Origin of the sequence: Streptomyces sp. NPDC005262, assembly GCF_042872425.1 — a bacterium.
Classification (GTDB): domain Bacteria; phylum Actinomycetota; class Actinomycetes; order Streptomycetales; family Streptomycetaceae; genus Streptomyces.
This window is the reverse complement of record NZ_JBIAKK010000005.1, coordinates 42,650-66,059: the sequence shown is the minus strand read 5'-3', so window position 1 is coordinate 66,059 and position 23,410 is coordinate 42,650. Positions and strand designations below refer to the sequence as shown.

The window sequence follows — 23,410 nt, the reverse complement described above, 5'->3', positions numbered from 1 at the left end:
GCCCCGCGCTTCTCCGTCATCCTTGACCTTCTCCGCGGGGGAAGCCCCAGCATCAATGGGGCCGGGCGGACCGCCCGGTACGAGGAGGTCTGTGGTGGAACGCGAGGCGCGTGCGAAGGGCACGGCGGCGCTCGTGACGATCGGGGAGTTCTCCCGGTCGTCACGGCTGTCCGCGAAGGCCCTGCGCCGCTACGACGAGCTGGGACTGCTCCGGCCCGCCCTGGTCGCTCCGGTGAACGGCAACCGGTACTACGACGGGACGCAGGTGGGGAGGGCCAGGCTGGTGGCCCGGCTGCGCCGGATCGGGATGCCGCTGGCCGGGATCAAGGAGGTGGTCGCGCTGGGTGCGGCGGACGGCCCTGACACAGCCGTACGGGGACGGGTCGCCCTGGCGCACGCGGCGGGTGGCCCGGACAACGTGGCCTGCGTCGTCGCCGACGTGGTGGCGCTGTAGCCGCGGAAGGCCCCGGGCGCACCAGCACGCGGGGCCGTCCGTCCACCGGACCGCTCAGGTCTCTCAGTCGCGGACGACCGTCACCGGGCACGGTGCGTGCTGGGTGACATGGAGGCTGACCGAGCCGAGCAGGGTCGCCTTGAAACCGCTGTACCCGCGCGCCCCGACGACCAGCAGGTTCGCGCCCTTGGCGCGGTCGAGCAGAGCCTGCGCCGGGTTGCCGATCACCACGATCTTGCTGACCGCGGCCGCGCCCTCCGCGCCGAGGGCCTCCTCCAGCGCCTCGGTGAGCGACACGATCGCCACGGCCTGCGGATCGAAGTCCTCCGGCATGCCCGGCATCATGGACGCCCAGCTGGTCGCGGGGTACTCCCAGCTGTTCACGGCCTCCACCGAGTCACCGGTCAATTCGGCCTGGCGTACGGCCCAGTGCAGCGCCTTGATCGACGACTCGGAGCCGTCCACGCCCACCACGATCCTGCCCATCTCTGCCTCCACCTCGGTTCGGCACGCATCTGCCGATACACCACAGCGCATTTTTTTGCGGATAACTGTAATCAAACCGGACATGGGCCCGGCTGGCGGTCCGACCGCCGTCATTCGGGCGTCCGGGTGCCCGTGTGCCCCGGCGCTCAGTCCAGCCGCAGATCGGCGAGCTGCTGCTCGAACGGGACCACCTCGTCGTCGAGCCCGAGAGCCCTCGACGCCCCGGAGGCCGCCCGGCCGCCGGAGATCATCCGTGCGAGCTCGCCACCCGCGCGCCGGATCCGGGACGGCAGCCCCTCGGTGTACTCGTCGCCGGACGATCCCCAGTCCTCCGACGCCGCGTACACGGAGGTCGGTGCGACGGTGGCCCGCAGGTACGCGAAGAGCGGTCGCATCGCGTGCTCCAGGACGAGCGAGTGCCGGGCGGTGCCGCCGGTCGCCGCGATCAGGACGGGCTTGCCGGTCAGTGCCGTGTGGTCGATCAGGTCGAAGAACGACTTGAACAGGCCGCTGTACGAGGCGGTGAAGACCGGCGACACGGCTATCAGGCCGTCCGCCGTCGCCACCGCGTCGATCGCCTCGTCCAGCGCCTGCGGCGGGAAGCCCGTCACCAGGTGGTTCGCGATGTCGACGGCCAGATCGCGCAGCTCGATCACCCGGATCTCGACCGGCCTGTCCTGATCGGTGGCCAGCCGCTCCCGGGCGGCCGCCGCCAGCCGGTCGGCCAGCAGCCGGGTCGACGACGGCTGACTCAGCCCGGCGGAGACGGCGACGATCTTCAGAGCCTCGGTCGGCATGGGGGTCAGATCTCCTTCGTGCGGGCGGCGACGGCGGGGTGGACCGGTGCGGAGTCCGGCACTCCGGCCGGCCGCAGGTTGGCGAACTCCTTGCGCAGTACCGGGACGACCTCCTCGCCGAGGATGTCGAGCTGCTCCAGGACCGTCTTCAGCGGCAGGCCCGCGTGGTCCATCAGGAACAGTTGGCGCTGGTAGTCGCCCACGGCGTCACGGAACGACAGGGTCCGCTCGATGACCTCCTGCGGGGAGCCGACGGTCAGCGGGGTCTGCTGCGAGAAGTCCTCCAGGGACGGGCCGTGTCCGTAGACCGGCGCGTTGTCGAAGTACGGGCGGAACTCCCGTACGGCGTCCTGCGAGTTCTTCCGCATGAACACCTGGCCGCCGAGGCCCACGATGGCCTGCTCCGCGGTGCCGTGGCCGTAGTGCGCGTACCGCTGGCGGTAGAGGTTCACCATCTTCTTGGTGTGCTCTATGGGCCAGAAGATGTTGTTGTGGAAGAAGCCGTCGCCGTAGTACGCGGCCTGCTCGGCGATCTCCGGCGAGCGGATCGAGCCGTGCCAGACGAACGGCGGGACGCCGTCCAGAGGGCGTGGGGTCGCGGTGAACGACTGCAGCGGCGTGCGGAACTTGCCCGCCCAGTCGACGACGTCCTCGCGCCACAGCTTGTGCAGCAGCGCGTAGTTCTCGACGGCGAGCGGGATGCCCTGGCGGATGTCCTTGCCGAACCACGGGTAGACCGGGCCGGTGTTGCCGCGGCCCATCATCAGGTCGACACGGCCGTCCGCGAGGTGCTGGAGCGTCGCGTAGTCCTCGGCGATCTTCACCGGGTCGTTGGTGGTGATCAGGGTCGTGGACGTGGACAGGATCAGGTTCTCGGTGCGGGCGGCGATGTAGCCGAGCGTGGTCGTCGGCGAGGACGGGACGAACGGCGGGTTGTGGTGCTCGCCGGTCGCGAAGACGTCCAGGCCCACCTCCTCGGCCTTCAGCGCGATCGCGAGGGTGGCCTTGATCCGCTCGTGCTCGGTCGGTGTCCTGCCCGTCGTGGGGTCGGTGGTGACATCTCCGACGGTGAAGATCCCGAACTGCATGGCGCCCGCCTCCGTAAGCGTGAGTAGCGATGGTTGAACCTTAAACCAATTCTTTCACGCCGTACAACGGGGCACCGGCCCTCGCTATTCCGGCGCCCGGGACAGGCACCGGTGATACGTACCCTGGAGCAGGACTTCCCGGTGCGCGCCGGGCATGCGGGACCGGGAGAGGCAGGGCCAGTGAGCGAGAGCGAGAGCTGGAAGGAGCGGGGCGTCGCGCTGCGCGTCTTCGTGTACGTCTTCGCCACGCATCTCTTCGCGGGCTTCGTCTACCTGCTGTTCTACGTGGGCGAGCACGCCCACAAGTGAGCCGGACGGGCGCGACGCGAACGCCGTCGAGGGCCTTCGCGACGCCGTACGAACGCCCCGCCCGATCCGGCCGGCCCGCGTTACACTCGTGCCCATGACCTCCGTACCGTGCCGAAACTGGTGGCGCTCCACTTAGGAGCGGCCGCCTCATCAGCACGGAACCAGGGCCGTTCGATATGGACGGCCCTTCTTCTCTGCCCTCGTACGGGTACGGATGCCGATCCCGGTGGGCCGTCCTCCACGCAACCAGCACCCGCGAGGAGAGACCCATGACCACCGTCGCCGCACCCGTCACCACCACCGCCACCCCCGCCCGGCGTCGCAGTGCCGAGCTGGAGCAGCAGATTCAGCAGGATCCGGGTCGATTCCGTGTGATGACCGGGGACCGGCCCACCGGGGCGCTGCACCTCGGGCACTACTTCGGGACCCTGCACAATCGCGTCCGGCTCCAGGATCTCGGCGTGGACGTCTTCGTGATCATCGCCGACTACCAGGTGCTCACCGACCGGGACGTCGCCGAGCGGCTCGGCGAGCACATGGAGGGGATGCTGCTGGACTATCTGGCCATCGGCATCGACCCCGCCCGCACCACGGTCTTCAACCACAGCGCCGTGCCCGCGCTGAACCAGCTGATGCTGCCGTTCCTCAGCCTCGTCTCCGTCGCCGAGCTGAGCCGCAATCCCACGGTCAAGGACGAGATCGCGCACTCCCGGCAGTCCGCCGTCAGTGGGCTGATGTTCACGTATCCCGTGCATCAGGCCGCCGACATCCTGTTCTGCAAGGGCAACCTCGTCCCCGTAGGACAGGACCAGCTGCCGCACCTCGAAGTGACCAGAAGCGTCGCCCGCCGCTTCAACGAGCGGTACGGGCCGGTCTTCCCGGAACCGGACGCCCTGCTCTCCGCCGCACCCCTGCTGCTCGGCACCGACGGCACGAAGATGAGCAAGAGCCGGGCCAACTCCATCGCGCTCGGTGCCACCGCCGACGAGACGGCGCGGCTGATCCGCGGGGCGAGGACGGACACCGACCGGCACATCACGTACGCACCGCAGACCCGGCCCGAGGTGTCGGGGCTCGTGCTGCTCGCCGCGCTCTGCCTCGACCGCGACCCGCACGAGGTCGCAGATGAGATCGGTGACGGCGGCGGCGCCGCGCTCAAGCGGACCGTGACGGACGCCGTCAACGAGCGGCTGGCACCGGTGCGGGCGCGGCGGGCGGAGTACGCGCAGGACATGGCGTACGTACGGTCGGTGCTGCGGGACGGCAACGAGCGGGCCAACGCCGTGGCCGAGGCGACGCTGGCGCAGGTGCGACAGGTGATGGGAGGAGTGCTGTAGCAGCCGCGGTCAGCGGCCAGACCAGATCAGGGCAGGGTCTGGCCGGGTCTGCCACCGGCCAGGCGCCCCTCGCCGACACGTCCAGGATCAGCGCCGCGATGTTCCAGGCGTCGTCCGCGCCGCCGTGGTGACGGCCTTCCAGCGGGTGAGCCGTGGCACGGTGGGGCACCCGATCTCCGTCCCGCCAGGTGCAGCCTCAGCGGTGCGTCAACGAGCTCCGCCTGCGCAGCAGTTCCGCGAGTCCGCGCCGGGTCGCGGCGATCACCACGCGGTCCTCGGCGCGGAGTACGTAACCGGGGTGCAGATCCCAGATCAGGCCCGACGGCCGGTCCGAGGACGCGGGACCGGCCGTTGTCAGGTCCGGGTGCCGGTCCTCCGGGGGCGTGGCGTCCAGCGCCAGTACCCGCCAGGCCCCCGCCCGGAATGCCTGCTCGACCGTCCGGCCCTCCAGCTGCGGGTGGCCCGCCACCTTGATCGCCGCGAAGAGCATCACCTTCCGCTCGACCGGGATCGCGCCCAGGATCTGCCGCCCCATCATCGCGACGGCGAAGGACGGGGCAGCCAGGTGGGAGACGGACCGGGAGCGGGTCAGGGCCTGCGGGTGGGCGGTGCGCAGGGTGCGGTAGACGGCGGTGGCGAACTCGTCGTCGAAGAGGCGCAGGGCCACCTGCAGGTCCGGTTTGACCGAACGGGCGTAGAGGGTGGCCTCCAGATTGGTGGTGTCGGAGCTGGTCAGGGCGAGCAGGGCGCGGGAGCGCTGGATCTTCGCCGCTTCCAGGACGCCCTCCTGGGTGACGTCCCCGAGGACGACCGGTACCTGTAGCCGCCGGGCCACGGGGATGCCGCGCGCGGCCGGGTCGTCCTCCACGCACACCACAGGAATGTTGAGCTCGCGGAGCCGGACCAGCACCCTGGTACCGATCTTGCCGAGTCCGAGCAGCACCACATGGCCGGAGAGCCCGCGCGGCGGCCGCCGCAGCGACGATGCCGTACGCAGGGAACCGAAGGCTTCGAGGACTCCCGCCACCAGCAGCGGCAGCAGCATCAGCCCGGCGACGCCGGAGAGCAGCTGGATGACCTGCCGGGCGGCCGAGTCCTCGATCGCCGGGTCGCCCATCGCGAACAGATCGAGCAGCGTCAAGTAGACCGCGTGCAGCGGGTGTTCGCCCGTCGTGATCGTGGAGGCGACGGTGAGGCCCAGCACCGCCGCCGCGACGCCCAGTACCGACCGGCGCAGCCGGCGCGAGAAGATCTGGCTCAGGGGGGCGCTTCTGCCGCCCATCCGCGGGGCCGGCCCGTCCGGTGCGGCCTCCCGGATGGCTTCGAGGACCACTGTGCCCCGGCCGGTCGCGGCGGCCACCGACTGCTGGTCGGGCAGAAGTTGGGGGCCCTCGGCGCCGCTGCTGTCGGAACCCTCGGCGCCCGCCGGGTCATGGGTGGTGGAGGAGAGCAGGGCGAGTGTGCACAGGCCGGGGTCGGCGACCTCGCCCTGACGGGGCGGAGTGCGTTCGACGGCCCGCAGGAGCAGGCCCTCCGCCTGGACGACCTTGCTGGAGCCGGTCAGCGCCGTCGCGGCGAGTGCGGGCGCGGCGGTGTCGGCGTCGGAGAGGACGGTGGTGGACGTGTCCAGTGCCGTCGGGTCGAGTCCGGGCACGGCGACGGCGGCCGCCTGGTCGAGGAGGGTCTCCAGATACTGGCCGAGCTTGCGGTTGTAGAGCCGGATGACCAGCCGGACACGGGGGTTGAGGCGGCGGGCGGTGAGTGCGGCGCGGATGTTGCGTTCGTCGTCGTCGTAGACGAGAGCCAGTGCGGCGGCCGTGTCGACACCCGCGTCCTCGAGCGCCTCGTCGGACGGCTCCGCGGCCTCGAGGATGCGGACCGCCTCCACGCCGGCGCCGGTGTCGCTGCCGGAGCCGCCGTCGACGGCGCCGCCGTTGCCCAGGTTGCGGTTCATCGCCGCCGACATCCGGCCGAACAGTGTGGCCGCGCGCCCGCGTTGGGTCAGCGGCAGCTCCGGGCGGCGCGGATCGCGCCCCGGCGGGAGCAGCAGCGTCACCCGCTCCCCGTAGACGTAACGCAGCTCCACCGCCAGCCGCTGGGCGAGTGCGTCGTCGCCGCAGACGACCATGTGACCGCTGAACGGGGAGCGTTGAGGCTGCTGGGGAAGTGTCGACACGGAACCCAGCATGCCTTGCCCGCCTCCGGTGTTCGACTCATTCGGACCGGTCGGTGATCTTCGACCCGGTGATCTGGCCGCCGGATCGACGGATCGCCGACTCGACTGCCGCGATCCGGTCCGCCAGCAGACCGAGGGCGGCGACCGCCCGGGTCATGGGACCGCTGTCCGGGCCGCCCAGTGCCTGGGTGCGCACGTACGAGGCGGTGATCGCCGCCCACCTGTCGGTCTGTCCGGCGGTGAGCGTTCCCCGCAGGGCCGCCAGTTTCAGCAGGTTGGACTCGGCGGCGGTGGTGAGCGTCTGGGCCTCGCCCGCGTAGTGGTCGTCGATGACCGCTGCGAGTTCCGCTTCGTTCATCACGGGCACGATCCGTTCGGCGATCTTGTTCATGTTGCGGTACGAGCCCTGCAGCCGGAACGGTGGTTCGGTGCGCGTCGCGTCGGTCTGTGCAGCCGAGGCGATGTATGCGGCGTTCACCGCGAGAACGGTGGAGCGGGCGGTCAGCAGGTGACGCAGGACCGAGACGATCCGGTCCAGTTCGGCGGGTGTGTACGGGTGGTCGAGACGGTCCGCGCGCGCCATCGGGGAAGGGCCCGCGCCGGAGGCCAGGCGCACGAGCAGCGCGAGATCTTCCCGGGAGCGGCCGGCGAGGGGTGCCAGCACCGGGTTGGCGGTCAGTGCGTTCTCGACGAAGCTGAGGGCGAAGACCTCCTCGCGGCCGCTCAGCACCTCGCCCAGGTTCCACACGTCGGCCCGGTTGGCCAGCATGTCCGGGATCCGGAACCGCTCGCCGGACTCGGTGTACGGATTGCCCGTCATACACACCGCGAACCGCTTGCCCCGCAGGTCGTAGCTGCGCGGCTCGCCGTCCCGTACGCCCTCGACGCGGCGGGTGGCGTCACAGAGGGGAATGAACTTCTGGAGCAGTTCGGGCGAGGTGTGCTGGATGTCGTCGAGGTGGAGGAGTGTGTTGTTGCCCGCCTCCAGCGCAAAGTTGATCTTCTCGATCTCGCGCCGGGCGGTCGCGCCGCGTGCCTGTGCCGGGTCGAGGGAGGTGACCTCACGGCCGAGCGAGGGGCCGCTGATCTTGACGAGGACCAGGCCGAGCCGGTCGGCCACGTATTCCATGAGGGTCGTCTTGCCGTAGCCGGGTGGCGAGACCAGCAGCAGGAGGCCCTGTGAGTCGGTGCGCCGGTCGGCATCGGCCGTGCCGAGCTGTTTGGCGAGGCTGTCGCCGATCAGTGGCAGGTAGACCTCGTCGATGAGCTGGTTGCGGACGAACGTGGACATCACCCGCGGCCGGTGGTCGTCGAGCCGAAGCCGGGCGCGTTCGGCTGCGACGAGGGCGGTGCGCTGCCGCTGGTAGGCGCGGAAGCCAGGGACGGCGGTCGTGCGGAACTCCGCCGTACGGGCGAGGAGTTCGTCCAGGCGCACGGTCAGGCGGCCCCCGTCGATGCGGGGGTGGGTGCCGAGCAGGCCGTCCACGGTCGCGACGATCGGCGACTCGCATTCGTATCGCTCGGTTCCCGGCTCCGGGCAGAGCTCCACGGCGACCGCCTCGGCGAGGTCGCCGCCCGTGATGTCCGCGCCGCCCGCGCGGGCGTACGAGGTCAGCCAGCCCTCGACGAGCTGGCGGCGCGCGGGGAGGTCGTCGCGGAGGGCGAACAGATCCTCGTCGTATGCCGAAGTTCCGGTAGTGCGGCGGAACTTGTCCAGGAAGGTGCGGACGGCGGCGCTCGTCACGAACCCGGCCGGGCCGGAGGTCAGCTCCTCGAAGAGATATGCGGCGACGGTGTGCGCGTCATCCGCCCCGATCCTGGCCGCCCACTCCTCCTGGAGCGTGGTGATCGCGGGCGCCGGGCCGAACGTCTCGCGGGCCCGGGCCAGGGAGACGGCCCGGCGCGTCCAGGAGGTGCGCAGGGCGTCGTCCGCCTCCCATGTCCAGAAGAGCTGTGCCGCCGCGCGCACCGTCGGCGGGACGCGCAGCAGACCTGCCCCGGCCTGCAGTCGCAGCAGGGCGGCCAGAATGGTGGTGGCGTCCTCGTCATGGACACCGCGCTGATATCCCTCGTCGTACGCGGAAGCCGCCGACTCCCGTACCAGCATGGCAAGGTCGGCCGGGACACGGGCTGCCAGCGCTTCGGTGCCGTGCTCGTCGAGGAGGCGGGCGGCGAGGTGTTCGGCGCGGTAGACCGACGGGGACTCCGACGGCAGCTGCTGCCGGCGGTACGGGCGGGCCGAGTCGAACGCCGGGTCGGTGACGGTGGCCCGGTAGTCGGTTCCGGTGACGGCGAACGCGAGTCCGTCCCCGGACGGCACGAGCGTCAGGTCGAACGGCTGGGTGTTCACGGCGAACCGGTGCCGGCCGAGCCGGATCGTCGCACCGTCGTCCGCGTACAGCTCGCTGCGGTCGCGCAGCGCCCGCCCCGCCTCCTGGCGGGCCGCCTTCAGCCGCCCGTCGAGCTCCTCGGCCCGCACCGGGTCGCCGAGCCCACGCAGCTCGTCCGCCGTGCGGCGGACCTTGGCGACCATCGGGTCGGAGGCGAAATATGTGTGGACCGCGTCCAGGTCGGGGAGGGCGGACAGGCGCCGGGAGATCGTTTCGAGCACCCGGGCCGCCGACTCGGCCAGCCGTTCCGCGCGCCGCGCGCGGGCGTCCTGCAAGGTCTGCTTGCGGGCCGAGAACGCCTCGTACACCTCTGTCCGCCGCTCGGACAGCTGGGCGAGAAAGTCGTCGAACTCGGCGAACCTGGACTCCAGGTTCTCCAACTGCAGGAGAAGTCGGGCCAGTTGTTCGTCGCATGCGTCGGGGGAGTCCGCGGCGGCCAGCGCGCCGGTGACCGCCTGCCCGAGCAGGGCGAACTCGGCGGCGAACTCCGCCCGCCCCTCGTGGTCGAGGAGCTCCCGGCGGCGGGCGTCGAGCGTGGCGCGGGCCCGGTTCACACCGCCGAGGACCTCGGCGATCCGCTCCAGGATCGACGTACGGACGGCTCCGTCGCCGATCTCCAGCCCGGCCACGACATCTGTGACCGTCGCCAGCCCGTCCGTCATCTCCGTCAGCCGGTCGCCGAGTGCGGTGGCGTCGGCGACGGTGGTGAGCGCGGACGCGTCGGCGGTGAGCTGCTCGATGTCCCGGTGGTAGCCGGTGAACGCGTCGTCCCGGCTCAGGAACGCGACCGCGCGCTGAGCGGCCGAGCCGATGTCGTCGGCGGTGGTGGCGGTGAGTGCGGCGATCCGGTCGGTGTCCGCGTACCGCATCTCGGCGAGCGTCGCCAAGCGGCCGTGCGCACGGCGCAGTTCGGTGAGCTGAGAGACCCAGGCCGCGGCCGAGCGCGGGGCTTCGCCGCGGATGCGGCGGACGAGCGCGGTGATCCGGTCCGCCGACTCCGCGAGCGCGTCGGCGGCCTGCCGGGTCAGTTCCCGAACCGTCTCGAACTCGGTGAGGACCTGCCCCGCGGTGTCCCGGAGATCGGTCAACGGGTCGGCGAGAAAACCGAGTTCGGGGTCGGACAGCCAGTGGTAGCGGTCGGCGGCGCGGGTGCAGTCGGTGACCAGCTGTCGGTACACGGCGGCGGTCGGCGAAGTCTCGGCGGCACTGTGTGCGAGGGCGAGACAGTCGGAGATGCCACGGACCAGATCGGCGTTGCCGACCCGGGCGAGCGGACCCGTCCCGGCGGGGCGGGAGGCGGCGTAGGTGTCGGAGACGTACGGGGTCCGCCAGCGCTGCACCGCGTGCACACGGGCGGGCTCGGACGTCGCCGTGTCCTTGAGGAGGACGAGCGTGCCGTCGTCGAGCAGGGCGTGACCGCGGCCGAGCAGCGGGGCGGCGACTTCCTGACGGATCAGGTTGTAGGGGAGAAGCAGGCCGCGGCCGCCGTCCCGGGAACGGAAGAGGTAGAGGACGTCCTCGCCGTTGGGGGACCGGACGGCCCCCTCGAAGACCGGGTCGGCGAGCGGCTCGGCGAGGTCGAAGGTCTTCGCGGTGCCGGTGGTGAGATAGGTGCCGCCGGGGAAGATGATCCCCTGGTCCTCGGGGAGCCGGTGGCAGGCCGGACCGATGGCGTCGAGGCGCTGCACGGTGGACAGCAGGCTGTTGAAGACCAGGTGGCGCCAGGAGTCCTCGTTGTACGGGCGGATGCGCAGCAGGATCAACGGCCCGACCTCGGCGTACTCGACGTCGGCGTCGGCGAGGGACTGAAGCGGTTCGGTGACCGGCTCCTCGTAGATGCCGTCGGGTGTGTCGGTGTCGTCGGCCGTCTTCACGGTCAGGGTGCCGCCGAGCGTGTCGACGAAGAGGGCGCCGCTGTCCCCGATCGCGATGTGCGGGTGCCGGCCGGGGATGTGCGACTCGCGTCCCGCCGGGGTCCAGGTGAAGTCGTGCGACGCCGGGAAGACGTGGTCGCGGTCGCCGCGCGCGTCGAGGAACGGTCCGGGGGAGCCGTCCGGGGCGAGCGCCCAGCGCAGGACACGGATGTCGTCGGCGGTCTCGCCGGTACGGAACACGGCGAGCAGCCGGCCGTCGACACGGCGCAGGCGGAGCAGGCGGGCGTCCCGGTAGTAGCGGTGCAGGGCGGTGAATTCGCGTACGAACGCCTCGTCGGTGAGGAGCGTGTCGCCACTCCCGGCCAGGTCCGGTCCGTACAGCGCGAGTACGTCGGCGACGGCGGCCTCGCCGCCCGCGCCCGGCCCGCGCTCGAAGCCGAACAGCAACTGTCCGCCCACGGCGACCAGATCGCGCGGCAGCGACGGCTGCTCCGTCCGGATCTGCTCGGTGGCCAGCAACCGCAGTTCCGTCGAGCCGAACGCCTCGGTGCGGCGGGCGTTGAGGGTTTCGGCGCGGCGGGCGAGTTCGGCGGCGTGCGCGGCCAGGCGGCGTCGCAGCACGTCGTAGGTGGCCGCGTCCACGGTGCGGGTGGGGTCGGTTTCCATGCGTACGGGGCTCCCTACGGGTGCGGGTTGCGGACCGCGCGTCCGGCGGCCGCACGTCGTCCTCGATCGCCGCAGGTCGAGCCTGTCCGGTGATCGAGGACGGAACCGCGGCCCGGTCGGTCCTGAACTGCGTGGTGGGCGGGCACGGGCCGGTCGACCCGAGCCCGTCGGGCGTTCGAGGACGGACCGGCCGCCGGACCGGCCCGCCCCGCCTCGCTACGCCACCGGCGCCCCGTTGCGTGCCGCCGCCCCGTCGTGCGCCTCCACCGCCGCCCCGACCCGCACATCCGCCAGCCCGAGCTTCCGCGCCGAGTCCAGCAACTGCCGGACCTGGCCGGCATCCGCTCCCACGTCCGGCGCCGCCATCATCCGCATCAGCAGCGCCGACACCGTCAGGTTCTGCACATCGCCGGTGGACACCGACCCGAGCACCCGGGTCAGGTCCTCCGTGAACGACGACGACCCGTTCAGCCACGGCCCTGCGAGGGCCTTCGCGGTGTCCGAGTTCTCCATGAACCCGTCCACGCTCCTGCCGAGCGAGATCGACGAGACCAGCCGGTCGAAGAAGACCGACTCCCCGCCGACGATGTCGATGTCGGCGTTCTCCAGGCCGGCGGCCACGATCGTCGCCTGCGCCTCCGCGACCTGCCGCTGCACATCGAGTCCGGCCAGCCGGATCTCCTTCTCGGCGGCGAGCCGCAGCCGGTACTCCTCGTGCCCGCGCGACGCGTCGTCCAGTGCGGCCATGGCCGCCGCCTTCTCCGTGAGCCCGGCCGCCTCGGCCTTCAGCTTCTCGCCGATCATCGCCGCGTCCGCGGTGGCCTGCGCCTGGGTGCCCTCGGCGGTCGCCAGGGCCTTCAGCCGTGCGCCCTCCGCCTCGGCCCTGAGCCGGGCGGACGTGGCCTCCGCCTCGGCCAGACCGGTCTTCTCGATGACGTCGGCCGCCGCCTCCCGCACCTGCACCTCGGCCAGGCCGGCCGCCGCGGACTCCGCCTGGACGCCTTCGGCGAGCCGCAGCTTGGCCCGGGCGTCGAGATCCGCGCTCTTGAGCCCGGCCTCGGCGAGCGTCAGCTGCTCCGCCGCCCGGTGGGTGGCCGCCACCTCGGCCGCTTCCGCCGCCTTGATGTCCTTGACCAGCTTCTCCTGGGCCTCGGCCTCGGCGGCGATGATCACCGACTTGCGGGTCCGCTCCGACTCCTCGACTGCCCGCAGCGTCTTGATCGACTCTTCCTGCTCGGCGACCGTACGGTCCACGGCGATCCGCTCCCGGATCACATCGGCGACCTCGCGGCGCTCTGCCTCGACCTCCTTCGTCGCGGCGATCCGATTCAGCTCGGTCTGCCGTTCGCGCCCGATGACCTCGATCAGCCGGTCCTTCTCGATGCGCTCGTTCTCGACCGCGATGACCCGTTCACGGTTCTTCTGCGCGACGGCGATCTCCCGCGCCTGGTTCTCGCGCTGGATGCCGAGCTGTTCCTCGGTACGGATGAACGCCGCCTGCGCGCCCAGCCGTTCCTCCTCCTGGACCCGGGCGGTGGCCGCCTCCTCGCGGGCCCGCAGTGTCTCGACCTCGCGCCGCTGCTTGATCTCGGCCTCGGCCTGCCGGCGCTCCAGCTCCAGAATGGTCTCGCGGGCATCGACGTTCTGCCGGGTGATCTCCTTCTGCTCGGTGCGCTGGAACTCGTTGGTGCGTACGTGCTCGATCGTCGTCAGTTCGGTGATCTTGCGGATGCCCTGTGCGTCGAGGATGTTGGCATTGTCGAGCTGCGCCATCGGCGTCTGTTCCAGGTGGTCGATCGCCGCGTCGTCGAGGTGGTAGCCGTTCAGGTCGGTCCCGATCACCCGGATGATGCGGTCCCGGAACTCTTCGCGTTTGGTGTACAGATCGACGAAATCCAGCTGCTTGCCGACCGTCTTGAGGGCCTCGGCGAATTTCGCGGCGAAGAACTCCTGGATGGCGGTCTTGTCGCTGGCCCGCTCGGTGCCGATGGCCTGGGCGACCTTGATGACGTCCTCGACGGTCTTGTTGACCCGTACGAAGAAGTTGATGTGGATGTCGGCGCGGATGTTGTCCTGGCAGATGAGGCCCTCGCGGCCAGTGCGCCGGATCTCGATCGTCTTCACCGAGATGTCCATGTACTCGGCCTTGTGCAGCACCGGCAGGACGACGGCGCCGGTGAAGGTCACGTCGACCTTCTTGGTCTTGGAGATGATCAGGGCCTTGCCCTGTTCGACCTTGCGGAAGAGCCGGCTGACGACGAGGAGCAGAGCGATCGCGATGAGCAGGACCACGGCGATGAGCACACCGAAGCCCAGGGAGATGGCATCCATGACAGTCCTTGGCGGCTGGTGAGGAAGGCGAGGAAGGTGGGAGGAGACGGAGCGCCGGAGCGGCGGCGGGCAGCCTTGCGTGCGCCGGATCGCGGCGTACGGCGGTGGCGGGCCGGGCGGCTCAGCCGGTGCGGCGGGGGCGGGTGCGCGGCAGCTGCCGCGGTGGCGTCGGTGGTCCCGGGTCGAGTGTCACGTCGTAGGGCGAGACCCAGAAGAACTCGCCCTCGTCGTCGTACGCGTAGAGAAGCCCCGCACTGCCCGCCGTGAACACCGCTTCGTCTGTCTGCCGCAACTGCCTGACCTGCACGATCGCGGTGGACCCGTCGGCCGCCGCGACCTCGGCCTGGCCGAAGTCGGTGCTGACGGAGCCGGTGCGGATGGTGCAGACCCGGCCGAGGAAGTCCTGACGGGACGGCGGGGGTTCGGACGGGAAGCGGCGCCGGTAGAGGCCGACGAGCAGTCGGACCACGGCCCAGGAGATCAGCAGTGCCCCGGCGAGCACGGCACAGGCGAGCGCGGCACGCGGGGTGCCGTTGACCGAACTGCGGTGCAGCAGGACGGTGCCGGTCAGGCCGGCGAACCAGGCGACGACGATCATCACGGACACCGAGACGGCGACCGGCACACCGCCGATCCCGGCCAGGTCGGGGTCGAGGTCGGCGTCGAAGGAGTGGTGGTCGGCCGCACCGGCCAGGACCAGCAGCCAGAAGCAGATGACGACGGCCAGGGCCGCGCCGAAGAGGGCGGTCGGGAACGAGAGCGCCGCGTCCAGGAACTCCTGCATCGGTCCACTCCCCCTGCGTGTGAGCGGGGGGTGCGGCGGATGCGCCGTCCGGCGGTGACCCCGGTGCCGCGACGTCGCCGACAAGCGGCGCCGCAGCAGCCGGGTCTTCCCCCGTCCCCGTATCCCCCGTGCTCCCCCGTGTTTCCCCCGGTGGTGCTGGGCCTGATAGTGACAGCCGATGCCGCCGCTCCGCATTGCCGGAGTCCGGCAATCTTTGTGCGTCCTTGATGCCGGGCACCAGCACCTGCCCGGATGCGTTGAGCAAGTGTCAGTGACGCGTCAAGACTGGAGGTAGGTCGTGCCGGAGCCGGAGATCCCCGACGAGTATCTGGGGGACTACGCCCGCATCCTGGGCGAGGTCGCCGCGACCGGCCGCCGGCTGACCCGCGAAGAGCTGGAGAGCCGCCGGGTCCTGGGCCGGAAGGCTGCCGAGGCCGGATTCCAGCTGCGCGCCCTGGTCGGTCTCCACCTGGCGGCGACCCGTACCGGCTGGCCGGGCGCCGACGCCACCGGCCCGGCGTCCACCGACTGCGTACTGGCCGCGGTCGAGCAGTCCGTCGACGCGTTCGCCGAGGGGTTCGAGCGGGCCCAGCGGCTCACCGTACGGCGGGAGGAGGCGGCGCGCCGCGAGTTCATCGACGACCTTCTGTACGGGCGCAGCGACCTGGGCCGGCTCGCCGAGCGGGCCACCAGGTTCGGGATGCGGCTGTCACGTGCTCACGCGGTCGCGGTGGCGACGGGCCCCCAGGCGTACACCGAGACGGACACCGTGCCGCGGCAGGTGGAGTCGGCGCTGCTGACCCGCTTCGACGGCCGGGAGTTCCTGCTGACGACGAAGGACGGGCGTCTGGTCTGTATAGCGCCGGGCTCCCAGCCGGACGTCCTGCGCTACTTCGCCAAGCAGGCGCATGCGGCGACGGACGGCGGCCGGGTCGCGGTCGGCCGCCCGCACCGGGGCCCGGGCGGTGTCGTCCAGTCGTACGACGAGGCGCTCGTCGCACTCGACCTGGCGGACCGGATGAGCCTTGACGATCCGGTGCTGTACGCCGCCGACCTGCTGGTCTACCCGGTGCTGACCCGGGACCGGCAGGCGATGGCCGATCTGGTGCGCAACCAGCTGGGCCCGCTCCAGCAGGCCCGTGGCGGCGCCGAACCACTGCTGAAGACGCTCTCCGCGTACTTCGACGCGGGCTGTGTCGCCGCCGAGACGGCCCGGCGGCTGGCGCTGAGCGTGCGGGCGCTCACGTACCGGCTGGAGCGGGTCCATCAGCTGACCGGTTCGGACCCGTCGGACCCGGTGCACCGGTACACGCTGCAGACGGCGGTGATCGGCGCCCGGCTGCTGGACTGGCCCGCCAAGGCGCTCTGACCGGTGGGTCCGCCCCGCTGCCGGATCCCGGTTCCGCCCGCCGTGCTGCCGGATCCCGGCAGGCCCGGACCCGGGCGCTGCTCACCGCATGCGGGGATCCTGACCCGCGCTTAGCGTGAGGTGCGGGGGATTTCGGGGTGCGCACCGAGGGAGACCCAGGACCATGGCCCGTCATGCACGTCATGCGCGAGAGCCGTTCGAGGGGGAACGCTCCGCGGGTGGCGTGCGAAGGACCGCGACCCCGTCGCCCGCTCACCCCGCGGCGGCCGGGCGTGAGCGTGGACAGGCACATCGGTGGTCGGTGCTCGGGGTGATCGGTCTGGCGCAGCTGATGGTGGTCCTGGACGCCACCATCGTGAACATCGCCCTGCCCTCCGCCCAGCAGGACCTCGGCTTCTCCGACGGCAACCGCCAGTGGATCGTGACGGCGTACGCCCTGGCCTTCGGCTCGCTGCTGCTGCTCGGCGGCCGGATAGCCGACCTGGTGGGCCGCAAGATCGTGTTCCTGACCGGCCTGGTCGGCTTCGCGGTGGTGTCGGCGATCGGCGGAGCCGCCCCGGGCTTCGAGGTCCTGGTCGTCGCCCGCGCCCTCCAGGGCATGTTCGCCGCGCTGCTGGCGCCGGCCGCGCTCTCTCTCCTCACCACGACGTTCGACGTCCCGAACGAGCGGGCGAAGGCGTTCGGGATCTACGGTGCCATCGCGGGCACGGGCGGCGCGGTGGGGCTGCTGCTCGGCGGGGTGCTCACCGAGTACCTGAACTGGCGCTGGTGCCTGTACGTCAACCTGCTGTTCGCCCTGGTCGCCTTCGTCGGCGGCGCCCGGCTGCTGACCGCCGGCGCCCCCGCCCACCGTCCGAAGCTCGATGTCCCGGGCACGGTCCTGGTCTCCTCGGGCCTCTTCTGCATCGTGTTCGGCTTCTCGAACGCGGAGTCCCACCAGTGGAGTTCACCGCACACCTGGGGGTTCCTCGCGGCGGGCGGTGTGCTCGTGGCGGCGTTCGCCTGGTGGCTGACGCGGGCCGCGCATCCGTTGCTGCCGTTGCGGGTGGTGCTGAACCGGAACCGAGGGGCGTCGTATCTGGCGATGTTCATCGCCGGCGGCGGCATGTTCGGCGTGTTCCTGTTCCTCACGTACTACCTGCAGAGAACTCTGCTCTACTCGCCGGTCGCCACCGGTCTCGCGTTCATCCCGATGGTCGCCCTGATGATCGCGACGTCGATGACGACGACCAATGTGCTGGTGCCGCGGTTCGGCGCGAAACCGATCGTGCCGCTCGGCATGGGCATCGCCGCGGCCGCCATGGTGTGGATGACCGGCCTGGACCTGACCAGCGGCTACGTCACCCATGTGCTGCCCAACCTGCTCTTCCTCGGTCTGGGCCTCGGTATGGTCTTCGCGACCGTGATGAATCTGGCCACGTACGGGGTGGCGGTCCGCGACGCGGGTGTGGCCTCGGCAATGGTCAGCACCAGCCAGCAGGTGGGCGGTTCCATCGGTACGGCGCTGCTGAACACGCTCGCCACCGACGCCGCCACGAGCTACCTCGTCGGACGCCCGCCGACCCCCGCCAACATCGCCCAGGCCCAGCTGCACAGCTACTCCACCGCGTACTGGTGGTCGGCGGGCTACTTCGCTCTCGGGCTGCTGGTCACCCTGGTCCTGTACCGCAGGGGCGCGCCCCGCCCGCGGGTGGTCGAGGACGCGGCGCCCGTCCGCGCCTGACGGCCGGACGTACCGAACCGTCGGCGGCCTCGGCGAGCGAGGCTTCGCCGAGGGTGACATCGACGCCGGGCGCGGTGCGGGCGGAGGTCGGCCGGGAACTCGCTCGGGGGAGTCGCGAGTCCCCGGCCGGGCCGGGCACGGTCCGATGGTCAGTCGGACCACGGTGTGATCCCGGCGGTACGGAGGGCTGTTCGGCCGACCCGGAGAGGATGCCCGACGAAGGTGTCTAGAGGTCGAACTCGTGGGGCGGAAGGTCGAGCGCGAAGCACGCCTCCCGCACGACGGCCTGCTCGGACTTGTCGAAGTCGCCGTCGGCGCCGCCGATGACGATGCCGATCTGGATGACGGCGCGCGCCTCGGCCGGCTTCTTCTTCGCCTTGCCGATCTCCTGGAGCACGCTGACCTTGCCGAAGGCGAAGTCGGCGGTGAGCTTGTTGACGTACTCGTTGAAGCGCCGCTGCAGGTCGTCCGCCGGGAAGTTCTGCAGCACCTCGTTGGAGGCGATCAGTGAGGCGACGCGCTGGCGCTCGGACGGATCGATGGAACCGTCGGCGGCGGCGACCAGGGCGCACATGGCCATGCTCGCGTCCCGGAACGCACCGCTCTTCAGGTCGTTCTTCTTCGCCTCGAGCTGCGACTGCATCGTCGTCGCGGATTCCTTGATCCGATCCCACAGTGCCATGACGTCTCCATACGTTGCGTTGCGTTGCCGGAACGAGATCCAACTCTACAGACGTGTAGAAGTTAGCAGGATGATCGCCCACTGTGTCCGGGAACCGGCCTTCAGTACGATGCTGCGACGCCGTGGAGGACGCGGTATCGCACGAAGGGCGGTCACCACGATGGACACGGCCGGGGCCAGCCACCACCCGCACAACGAACCGCCCCACGACAACGTGCCCCCGGCGGGCTCGCTTTCCGACGGCCGGCGCCCCCGCAAGCGCGGGCAGGGCGAACTGGAGGCCCAGGTCCTCGCCGTACTGCGCTCGGCGAACGGCCCCGCGACGGCGGGCTGGGTGCAGGAACACCTCGACGGCGGCCTCGCGTACACCACCGTCATCACGATCCTGTCCCGTCTGTACGAGAAGAAGTGCGTGACCCGCTCCCGCCAGGGCCGCTCCTACACCTGGACGTCCGCCTCCGACGAGGCCGGTCTCGCCGCGCTGCGGATGCGCCGGGTCCTGGACGGCGAACGGGACCGCGAAGCCGTACTCGCCCGGTTCGTCTCGGCGTTGTCCCCGGGCGACGAGGAACGCCTGCGCGCGCTGCTGGCGCAGACGACGGAGAAGGACGAGGACTGACCGATGGGCGTCTTCGTCTACCTGCCCCTCGTGCTGCCGCTGACCGCGCTGCCGATCGCGCGCCTGGCCGAACAGCATCTGCACCCGCGCAGCGCCACCCGCCTGCTGGCGGCGGTCGGCACGACGCTCGCCCTGTGCAGCACGGTGTGCCTGGCGCTGCTGATGGTGGTGGGCACGGCCCAGCTCCCCGGCAACCCGCTGCCGGACGGCTGGTCGGACCCCGAGGTGCGCGCGGCGGTGCCGTACGAGGAGAAGGCGGGCATCGTCGCGATCGGGGTGCTGGCGGCGGTGGTCGTGGCATGCGGGTCGGCGGTCCACCACCACATACGCCAACGCGTCCGCGCCGCACGGGCCCTGCGGTCCCTCCCGGAGCAGCCGTCCGCGGTCACCGTGCTGCCGGACCCGGAGCCGTACGCGTATGCACTCCCCGGTTCCCCCGGCCGGGTGGTGGTGTCGACGGCGATGATGGAGTGCCTGACCGCGCGTGAACGCCGGGCGCTCGTCGCCCATGAGCGGGCCCATCTGACCGCCCGCCACCACCGCTACCTGCTCGCCACCCAGCTCGCCGCGCGGGCCAACCCGTTCCTGCTGCCGCTGCGTACGGCGGTCGCGTACAGCACGGAACGATGGGCGGACGAGGCGGCGGCGCAGGCGACGGGCGACCGGCGGGCGGTGGCGGGCGCGGTCGGCAAGGCGGCGCTCTTCGCCCACCGGTCAACGGACGCCCTGCCCGCGCTCGCGGCGGTCGGCCCGATACCGCGCCGGGTCGCCGCACTCCTGGACCCCGTCCCGCCGACCCGGCTCTGGCCGCCGTCGTCCACCCACGTCGCCTTCGCGGGACTGGTGGCCACCGCCGGGACCACGGTGTCGGCGCTGTCGTCGCTGAACGCGACGGTGGCCCTGGTGCGGATCCTGCACGCGGCCACCCCGCTCTGACGACCGCTCAGTCGACGGCCGAGGCCGGCTCCGCGACCGGAAGCTCCTCGTGAGTGACCGGCACACCGCCCCCGGACACACCGCCCCCACGGTGCCGTCGCTTCCGGATCCGGGCCACGACGGGCTGGGTCCAGCGGGCAGTGAGCGGACCGACGATGACCAGGATCAGGACGTACGCGGTGGCGATGGGCCCGATCCGGGGCTCGGTCGCCACCGCCAGACCGGCGATGACGATGGAGAACTCACCGCGCGCCACCAGCGTGCCACCGGCCCGCCACCGCCCGGGCGACCCGATCCCGGCGCGCCGGGCCGCGTACCACCCGGTGCCGATCTTGGTGAAGACGGTGACGACGGCCAGCAGCAGCGCCGGCAGCAGTACGGGAGGGATCTGAGCCGGATCGGTGGAGAGCCCGAAGAACACGAAGAAGACGGCGGCGAACAGATCGCGCAGCGGTGTCAGCAGCTTGCGGGCGCCCTCCGCCACCTCTCCCGAGAGCGCAATCCCGACGAGGAACGCCCCGACCGCCGCGGAGACCTGCAGCTGCTGGGCGACCCCGGCCACCAGGACGGTCAGCCCGAGGACGACGAGGAGCAGCATCTCCGAATTGTCGGAGGACACGGCCCGGCTGATGAGCCGGCCGTGCCGCAGCGCCAGATACAGCACGAACCCGACGGTGCCGAGCGCGACCAGCAGCGCGATGCTGCCGCCGGCCAGGCCGACGCCGGCGAGCATCGCGGTGAGCAGTGGCAGGTAGACGGCCATCGACAGGTCCTCGATGACGAGAACCCCGAGAATGACGGGCGTCTCCCGGTTTCCCAGCCGTCCCAGGTCGGTGAGCACCTTCGCGATGACGCCGGACGACGAGATCCAGGTGACCCCGGCCAGCGCGACGGCGCCGACGGGCCCCCACCCGAGCAGCAGCGCAGCCACCGCGCCGGGCGTCGCATTGAGTACGAAGTCGACGGCCCCGGACGGATATTGCGTCTTCAGGCTGGTCACCAGCTCGGACGCGCTGTACTCCAGTCCCAGCAGGAGCAGCAGCAGAATGACGCCGATCTCGGCGCCGACGGCGGTGAACTCCTCACTGGCCCCGAGGGGCAGCAGCCCCCCGTCCCCGAACGCCAGGCCGGCCAGCAGATAGAGCGGAATCGGCGAGAGGCCTATCCGCCCGGCGAACCGCCCGATGATCCCGAGCCCCAGAATGACGGAGCCGAGCTCCACCAGCAGTGCGGTCGTGTCGTGCACGGTCAGCCCTCCGCAATGATCTCGGAGAGCGCGTCGACGCCCTCACGTGTACCGACGACGACAAGCGTGTCCCCGATGGCCAGCCGGAAGTCCGGCCCCGGCGACGGGTGCGCACTGTGCGTCCGCAGCACGGCCACGATCGACGCCCCGGTCCGCGTGCGCGCCCGGGTGTCCCCGAGCAGCCGCCCCCCGTAAGGGGAGCGCGAGCCGAGCGGTATGTGCTCGGTGACGAGATCGATTCCCTCGGTCCGTACGGCGTCGATGGGCGCGGCGTCGATGAGATGCGCGAGTGCGGTGGCCTCCTGTGGAGTCAGCGGCACGGAGAGCTGGCACGAATCGGGATCGTCGCGCTCGTAGAAGCCGATGAACCGCCGCCCGTCGTGGTGGACGACGACCGAAATGTGTTGTCCCGACTCGGTGGTGTAGTCGTACTGCACACCGACTCCGGGCAGCGTGGTCCGGTGGGTTCCCATGGCTTCCTCCCGAGGCGCACGACGGCACAGCGACGCACTTGGTGATCTCTTTAACGTCTCATTACCTTAACCGGAGACTTCCGCCGCTTGTGGGGGACGTGTCACGGACCGCCCGCAGCGCCTTCTCGCGACGCGCCGATCGGCGCGCGGCCGCAGGGGGGCGGCCGGGGCCCGGGCACAGCCGTGCCCGGCGGTCTCCTGCTCACCGCCGGGCACGTGGAGTGGGTGAAGCCGTCAGCCGGTGGTCCCGGTCCTGCCGTCGTCGGCCGGCTGCTCGGGAGCGGTTGAAGCGGATCCGCCCGTCGGGCTCCTGATGCCGGCGATGTGCTCGGCGAGCGTGTCCAGGGACTGGAAGGTGGCCCCGAGGACCGCGACATGCTTCCACCGCAGCACTCCGTCCGGCCCGATCAGGAACACGGCCCGTCGCACCCCGATCCCGGGCGCCGTGATCCCGTACGCCCGCGCGATCTCGCGCCCGGTGTCCGCGAGCAGCGGCATCCGCAGACCGTATGTGCGGGCGAACGACTCATGGCTGTCCACACCCTGTGGACTGATTCCCCAGACCTCCGCGTCGAGACCGGTGAAGGTCTCCATGCCGGAGGAGTACGAGCAGAGCTGCTTGGTGCAGACGGTCGTGTTGTCGCCGGGGTAGAAGGCGAGCACGACGGTACGGCCGCGGGCGGCCGACAGTGTGTAGTCGCTGCGTTCGAACGTGTCTCCGGTGAGCGTTCCGCCCGGCAGTGTGAAGTCCTGGACGGGCTGGCCGACTTGTGGTGACGATCCCATGGCGGGTCCCCTTGTGTGCGACGGGTGTACGGCGTTCGGCGATGTCTGGGTACAGCATGCTCGGTACGGTGGTGGCTTCCGCGACCAGGAGGTACGCATGGCGGATCGGCGACCACCGTCGGCGGTGGTACTCCTTCTGCACGGCGGGCGCGAGACGGGTCTGGGGCCGCCCCCGCCCGGGCCGTTGAACCTTCCGGCCCTGCGCATGCGGCCGTTCGCGCAGGGCGTGGTCCGTGGGACCCGGCACGAACCGGTGGAGGTGGCGGTACAGGAGGTCCGGTACGGACACCGGGGGTGGAACGGGTCCCGGGAGGATGCCCTGCACGATGCCGTACGTGCGCTGGACGGGGTGCGGCGCGAGTTCGGCGAGGTCCCGGTCGTGCTCGTCGGGCACTCGATGGGTGCCCGGGCCGCCCTGCGCGCGGCCGGGCATCCCCTGGTGCGAGGAGTGGTCGGCCTGGCGCCGTGGTGTCCGCCAGGTGATCCGGTCACCCAACTCGCTGACCGGGACGTCGTTCTGCTGCACGGAAACCGTGACCGTGTGACGAGCCCCCAGGCCTCCCAGTCCCTCGCCACCCGGGCCCGCAGGGCGGGTGCCCGCTCCTGTCTGGTGACGATCCGGGCCAGCGATCACGCGATGCTCCGCCGGGCCCGGGTGTGGCACACGATGACGACCGGCCTGGTGAGGGGCCTGCTGGGACTGTCCGTGCTCCCGGCGGCCGTCGACGCCGCCCTCCGGCTGCCGCTGGACGCACCGGCGTCGGACGGCACGCTGGACTACGACCGGCTGCGCTCCAGGGGCGACGGCACGGCCGTGCGCCGCCCGTGACGCACCGCGTGGCCGGTCGGCCTTCATCAGGCCGGCGACGGGGAACGCGGCTGTG

General features: G+C 71.4%; 18 protein-coding genes and 2 pseudogenes. 8 read left to right on the top strand and 12 right to left on the bottom strand.

Going from position 1 to position 23,410, the window contains the following annotated elements; translation table 11 throughout:
* Nucleotides 1-94: 94 nt before the first annotated feature.
* Nucleotides 95-352, top strand: a pseudogene (locus tag ACFYP5_RS15510) (MerR family transcriptional regulator); the annotation flags it as partial.
* 165 nt (nucleotides 353-517) lie between these two features.
* Here ACFYP5_RS15510 and ACFYP5_RS15505 read toward each other — a convergent pair.
* The 3 genes from ACFYP5_RS15505 to ACFYP5_RS15495 all read right to left on the bottom strand — a co-directional run bounded on the left by ACFYP5_RS15505 (nucleotide 518) and on the right by ACFYP5_RS15495 (nucleotide 2,825).
* On the bottom strand, nucleotides 518-940 hold the full coding sequence (locus ACFYP5_RS15505; protein ID WP_030972581.1) for a universal stress protein: 423 nt from the start codon (nucleotides 938-940) through the stop codon (nucleotides 518-520).
* Nucleotides 941-1,086: 146 nt separating this feature from the next.
* Complete coding sequence (locus tag ACFYP5_RS15500; protein WP_389035494.1) at nucleotides 1,087-1,737, bottom strand: FMN reductase; 651 nt, start codon at nucleotides 1,735-1,737, stop codon at nucleotides 1,087-1,089.
* Between the two features lie 5 nt (nucleotides 1,738-1,742).
* Complete coding sequence (locus tag ACFYP5_RS15495; protein ID WP_093773706.1) at nucleotides 1,743-2,825, bottom strand: LLM class flavin-dependent oxidoreductase; 1,083 nt, start codon at nucleotides 2,823-2,825, stop codon at nucleotides 1,743-1,745.
* A gap of 180 nt (nucleotides 2,826-3,005) precedes the next feature.
* On the opposite strand from ACFYP5_RS15495, the gene ACFYP5_RS15490 reads away from it, so the two are divergent.
* Both ACFYP5_RS15490 and trpS read left to right on the top strand, forming a co-directional pair.
* Entirely contained in the window at nucleotides 3,006-3,134 is a 129-nt protein-coding gene (locus tag ACFYP5_RS15490; RefSeq protein WP_234432866.1) for a DUF6126 family protein, read from the top strand.
* A gap of 269 nt (nucleotides 3,135-3,403) precedes the next feature.
* Nucleotides 3,404-4,471 carry a tryptophan--tRNA ligase gene (gene trpS, locus ACFYP5_RS15485; protein ID WP_389035491.1) on the top strand — a complete coding sequence of 356 codons (1,068 nt, stop codon included), beginning with the start codon at nucleotides 3,404-3,406 and terminating at the stop codon, nucleotides 4,469-4,471.
* A gap of 49 nt (nucleotides 4,472-4,520) precedes the next feature.
* Here the strand turns inward: trpS and ACFYP5_RS15480 are convergent.
* The 5 genes and pseudogenes from ACFYP5_RS15480 to ACFYP5_RS15460 form a co-directional block, all read right to left on the bottom strand.
* Nucleotides 4,521-4,616, bottom strand: a pseudogene (locus ACFYP5_RS15480) (DNA polymerase III); the annotation flags it as partial.
* A 51-nt stretch (nucleotides 4,617-4,667) separates the two neighbouring features.
* Nucleotides 4,668-6,659 (bottom strand): NAD-binding protein, encoded by a 1,992-nt coding sequence (locus ACFYP5_RS15475; protein WP_389035489.1) that lies wholly within the window; start codon nucleotides 6,657-6,659, stop codon nucleotides 4,668-4,670.
* A 25-nt stretch (nucleotides 6,660-6,684) separates the two neighbouring features.
* Nucleotides 6,685-11,577 (bottom strand): DNA repair ATPase, encoded by a 4,893-nt coding sequence (locus tag ACFYP5_RS15470; RefSeq protein ID WP_389035487.1) that lies wholly within the window; start codon nucleotides 11,575-11,577, stop codon nucleotides 6,685-6,687.
* Nucleotides 11,578-11,793: 216 nt separating this feature from the next.
* Nucleotides 11,794-13,908, bottom strand: a complete 2,115-nt coding sequence (locus tag ACFYP5_RS15465; protein WP_389035485.1) for a flotillin family protein — start codon at nucleotides 13,906-13,908, stop codon at nucleotides 11,794-11,796.
* Nucleotides 13,909-14,029: 121 nt separating this feature from the next.
* Nucleotides 14,030-14,692 (bottom strand): hypothetical protein, encoded by a 663-nt coding sequence (locus tag ACFYP5_RS15460; protein ID WP_389035482.1) that lies wholly within the window; start codon nucleotides 14,690-14,692, stop codon nucleotides 14,030-14,032.
* Nucleotides 14,693-14,990: 298 nt separating this feature from the next.
* Here ACFYP5_RS15460 and ACFYP5_RS15455 point away from each other — a divergent pair, with 298 nt between their 5' ends.
* Entirely contained in the window at nucleotides 14,991-16,061 is a 1,071-nt protein-coding gene (locus ACFYP5_RS15455) for a PucR family transcriptional regulator (protein ID WP_389035479.1), read from the top strand.
* A 163-nt stretch (nucleotides 16,062-16,224) separates the two neighbouring features.
* Nucleotides 16,225-17,784, top strand: coding sequence for an MFS transporter (locus ACFYP5_RS15450; protein WP_389035477.1), 1,560 nt, complete (start codon nucleotides 16,225-16,227; stop codon nucleotides 17,782-17,784).
* A 226-nt stretch (nucleotides 17,785-18,010) separates the two neighbouring features.
* Here the strand turns inward: ACFYP5_RS15450 and ACFYP5_RS15445 are convergent, their stop codons facing one another.
* Nucleotides 18,011-18,466 carry a tellurite resistance TerB family protein gene (locus ACFYP5_RS15445; RefSeq protein WP_030931413.1) on the bottom strand — a complete coding sequence of 152 codons (456 nt, stop codon included), beginning with the start codon at nucleotides 18,464-18,466 and terminating at the stop codon, nucleotides 18,011-18,013.
* 160 nt (nucleotides 18,467-18,626) lie between these two features.
* Between ACFYP5_RS15445 and ACFYP5_RS15440 the strand changes: the two genes are divergently transcribed.
* A complete protein-coding gene (locus tag ACFYP5_RS15440) occupies nucleotides 18,627-19,085 on the top strand; it encodes a BlaI/MecI/CopY family transcriptional regulator (RefSeq protein ID WP_389035474.1) in 459 nt (152 codons plus the stop codon).
* Nucleotides 19,086-19,088: 3 nt separating this feature from the next.
* Nucleotides 19,089-20,021 (top strand): M56 family metallopeptidase, encoded by a 933-nt coding sequence (locus tag ACFYP5_RS15435; protein WP_389035472.1) that lies wholly within the window; start codon nucleotides 19,089-19,091, stop codon nucleotides 20,019-20,021.
* 7 nt (nucleotides 20,022-20,028) lie between these two features.
* On the opposite strand, the gene ACFYP5_RS15430 is transcribed toward ACFYP5_RS15435, so the two are convergent.
* From ACFYP5_RS15430 to ACFYP5_RS15420, 3 genes are all read right to left on the bottom strand, one after another.
* Nucleotides 20,029-21,267: a cation:proton antiporter gene (locus ACFYP5_RS15430; RefSeq protein WP_389035469.1), complete on the bottom strand. Its 1,239-nt coding sequence runs from the start codon at nucleotides 21,265-21,267 to the stop codon at nucleotides 20,029-20,031.
* Between the two features lie 2 nt (nucleotides 21,268-21,269).
* Entirely contained in the window at nucleotides 21,270-21,740 is a 471-nt protein-coding gene (locus ACFYP5_RS15425) for a cation:proton antiporter regulatory subunit (RefSeq protein ID WP_030931425.1), read from the bottom strand.
* A gap of 234 nt (nucleotides 21,741-21,974) precedes the next feature.
* Nucleotides 21,975-22,526 (bottom strand): peroxiredoxin, encoded by a 552-nt coding sequence (locus tag ACFYP5_RS15420; RefSeq protein ID WP_389035465.1) that lies wholly within the window; start codon nucleotides 22,524-22,526, stop codon nucleotides 21,975-21,977.
* A 97-nt stretch (nucleotides 22,527-22,623) separates the two neighbouring features.
* Here ACFYP5_RS15420 and ACFYP5_RS15415 point away from each other — a divergent pair, with 97 nt between their 5' ends.
* On the top strand, nucleotides 22,624-23,355 hold the full coding sequence (locus ACFYP5_RS15415; RefSeq protein WP_389035463.1) for a serine aminopeptidase domain-containing protein: 732 nt from the start codon (nucleotides 22,624-22,626) through the stop codon (nucleotides 23,353-23,355).
* Nucleotides 23,356-23,410 lie beyond the last annotated feature (55 nt).

What these genes read in the sequence shown, in the direction of transcription:
- ACFYP5_RS15500 (WP_389035494.1), bottom strand. Translation starts at nt 1,737, where the DNA reads ATGCCGACCGAGGCTCTGAAGATCGTCGCCGTCTCCGCCGGGCTGAGT.
- ACFYP5_RS15495 (WP_093773706.1), bottom strand. Translation starts at nt 2,825, where the DNA reads ATGCAGTTCGGGATCTTCACCGTCGGAGATGTCACCACCGACCCCACG.
- ACFYP5_RS15450 (WP_389035477.1), top strand. Translation starts at nt 16,225, where the DNA reads ATGGCCCGTCATGCACGTCATGCGCGAGAGCCGTTCGAGGGGGAACGC.
- ACFYP5_RS15505 (WP_030972581.1), bottom strand. Translation starts at nt 940, where the DNA reads ATGGGCAGGATCGTGGTGGGCGTGGACGGCTCCGAGTCGTCGATCAAG.
- ACFYP5_RS15420 (WP_389035465.1), bottom strand. Translation starts at nt 22,526, where the DNA reads ATGGGATCGTCACCACAAGTCGGCCAGCCCGTCCAGGACTTCACACTG.
- ACFYP5_RS15475 (WP_389035489.1), bottom strand. Translation starts at nt 6,659, where the DNA reads ATGCTGGGTTCCGTGTCGACACTTCCCCAGCAGCCTCAACGCTCCCCG.
- ACFYP5_RS15440 (WP_389035474.1), top strand. Translation starts at nt 18,627, where the DNA reads ATGGACACGGCCGGGGCCAGCCACCACCCGCACAACGAACCGCCCCAC.
- ACFYP5_RS15470 (WP_389035487.1), bottom strand. Translation starts at nt 11,577, where the DNA reads ATGGAAACCGACCCCACCCGCACCGTGGACGCGGCCACCTACGACGTG.
- ACFYP5_RS15460 (WP_389035482.1), bottom strand. Translation starts at nt 14,692, where the DNA reads ATGCAGGAGTTCCTGGACGCGGCGCTCTCGTTCCCGACCGCCCTCTTC.
- ACFYP5_RS15435 (WP_389035472.1), top strand. Translation starts at nt 19,089, where the DNA reads ATGGGCGTCTTCGTCTACCTGCCCCTCGTGCTGCCGCTGACCGCGCTG.
- ACFYP5_RS15415 (WP_389035463.1), top strand. Translation starts at nt 22,624, where the DNA reads ATGGCGGATCGGCGACCACCGTCGGCGGTGGTACTCCTTCTGCACGGC.
- ACFYP5_RS15445 (WP_030931413.1), bottom strand. Translation starts at nt 18,466, where the DNA reads ATGGCACTGTGGGATCGGATCAAGGAATCCGCGACGACGATGCAGTCG.
- trpS (WP_389035491.1), top strand. Translation starts at nt 3,404, where the DNA reads ATGACCACCGTCGCCGCACCCGTCACCACCACCGCCACCCCCGCCCGG.
- ACFYP5_RS15465 (WP_389035485.1), bottom strand. Translation starts at nt 13,908, where the DNA reads ATGGATGCCATCTCCCTGGGCTTCGGTGTGCTCATCGCCGTGGTCCTG.
- ACFYP5_RS15425 (WP_030931425.1), bottom strand. Translation starts at nt 21,740, where the DNA reads ATGGGAACCCACCGGACCACGCTGCCCGGAGTCGGTGTGCAGTACGAC.